The 1,613-nt window shown below is 72.5% G+C and carries 2 protein-coding genes; one reads left to right on the top strand and one right to left on the bottom strand.

Annotated features, from left to right (window positions below; all coding sequences use genetic code 11):
• Window positions 1–334 precede the first annotated feature (334 nt).
• A complete protein-coding gene (locus tag ABT263_RS38750) occupies window positions 335–769 on the top strand; it encodes a PhlB family protein (RefSeq protein ID WP_352298644.1) in 435 nt (144 codons plus the stop codon).
• Window positions 770–914: 145 nt separating this feature from the next.
• Here the strand turns inward: ABT263_RS38750 and ABT263_RS38745 are convergent.
• The coding region (locus tag ABT263_RS38745; RefSeq protein ID WP_352298642.1) for an electron transfer flavoprotein subunit alpha/FixB family protein at window positions 915–1,613 on the bottom strand (699 nt) is incomplete at its 5' end.

Genomic DNA, 1,613 nt, shown 5'->3' with positions numbered 1-1,613 from the left:
CCGCCGCGAACGGAGCGATCTTCGCCTCGGCCAGCGAACGCACCGCCTCACGCAGCATCTCGTGCTCCTCGGAGATCCGGAAGAGATCGAAGTCCTGGCTCATGATCGGCACTCCTGTTTCGCGACGGTACTCAGTACCCTTCATTATGCATGCGCGTAGCGAAAAGGGAACTCAGTGCCTTCCCAGGGCGGTACTGAGTTCCCTATCCTTTTGCTGGCGTACGGAGGCCGCATCGCGGACGTACGCCGAGGACACACCCCGGCCGCCCGCCGGCCGTACGCCGGCGACGCACAGCGAGCCGGCAGCCCAGTCCGAGTGCAGGGAGATGACACCGTGGTCCACTCAGCCATCGACGCCGACATCGACAGCACCCCGCTGTACTTCCAGCGCTGTACGTGGTGCAGCAACCCGACCTTCCAGCGGCTGCTCTGCCCCACCTGCGGCTCCACCGACCTGCGCCTGGAGCGCAGCCAGGGCACCGGCGTGGTGCGCCGGTGCGCCGTCGAGCAGGCCAGGACGCCCCTGGCCCGGCAGAAGTCGCTGATCCGGATGGCCGAGGGCTTCGACGTCTGGTGCATCGTCAGCGGTCTGCGCAGCACCGTCCCGGTGGGCACCCGGGTCCGGCTGACCCCGGCCCCCGACTCCGACCAGCCGGAGCTCACACTGTTGCCGCAGGAGGAGCCGGAGCGGGTCCAGCCCGCCGAGCCGCGCCCGCTGCCGCCGAGCCAGGGCGGCTTCACCCAGCACCTGGCGGCCTGCGCCGAGTAGTCCGCACACGTGCCGCGGGCGTCGCGGAGCAGGCCTGGACCACCTGCGGGACGCACGCCGCGCGGGGCAGCAGCGCATACGCCGGAGGGCGTGGCACCGGGTACTCGGTGCCACGCCCTCCGGCGCGTCGTGCTCGGCCGTCCGGTCAGCCCTTGCGGGCCTGGACCTCGCCGGTGAGCTGCGGCAGCACGGCGAAGAGGTCGCCGACCACGCCGTAGTCCGCCAGCTCGAAGATCGGGGCCTCCGGGTCCTTGTTGACGGCCACGATGGTCTTCGAGGTCTGCATGCCGGCCCGGTGCTGGATGGCGCCCGAGATGCCGTTGGCCACGTACAGCTGCGGGGAGACCTGCTTGCCGGTCTGGCCGACCTGGTTGCTGTGCGGGTACCAGCCGGCGTCGACGGCGGCGCGCGAGGCACCGACGGCCGCGCCCAGCGCGTCGGCCAGCTCCTCGACCACACCGAAGCCGGCCGCCTCGCCGACGCCGCGGCCGCCGGAGACCACGATCGCGGCCTCGGTCAGCTCCGGGCGGCCGGAGGAGACCCGCGGGGTGCGCGAGGTGACCTTGGCGGCGTTGCCGGTGAACCCGACGGTGACGTTCTCCACCGCACCCGCGGCCGGAGCGGCCTCGGGGGCCACCGCGTTCGGCTTCACCGTGATGACCGGGGCGCCGTTGCTGACGCGCGAGTCGACGGTGTACGAGGCGGCGAAGACGGCCTGGGTGGCGACCGGGCCGTCGGCGCCGGCCCGGAGGTCGACGGCGTCGGTGATGATGCCGGAGCCGATCCGCAGCGCGACCCGCGCGGCGACCTCCTTGCCCTCACCGGAGGAGGTGACCAGCACCGC

It is taken from the genome of Kitasatospora sp. NPDC001603, assembly GCF_040298365.1.
GTDB lineage: Bacteria > Actinomycetota > Actinomycetes > Streptomycetales > Streptomycetaceae > Kitasatospora.
The sequence above is the reverse complement of the archived record's forward strand: the minus strand, read 5'-3'. Positions and strand labels throughout refer to the sequence as shown.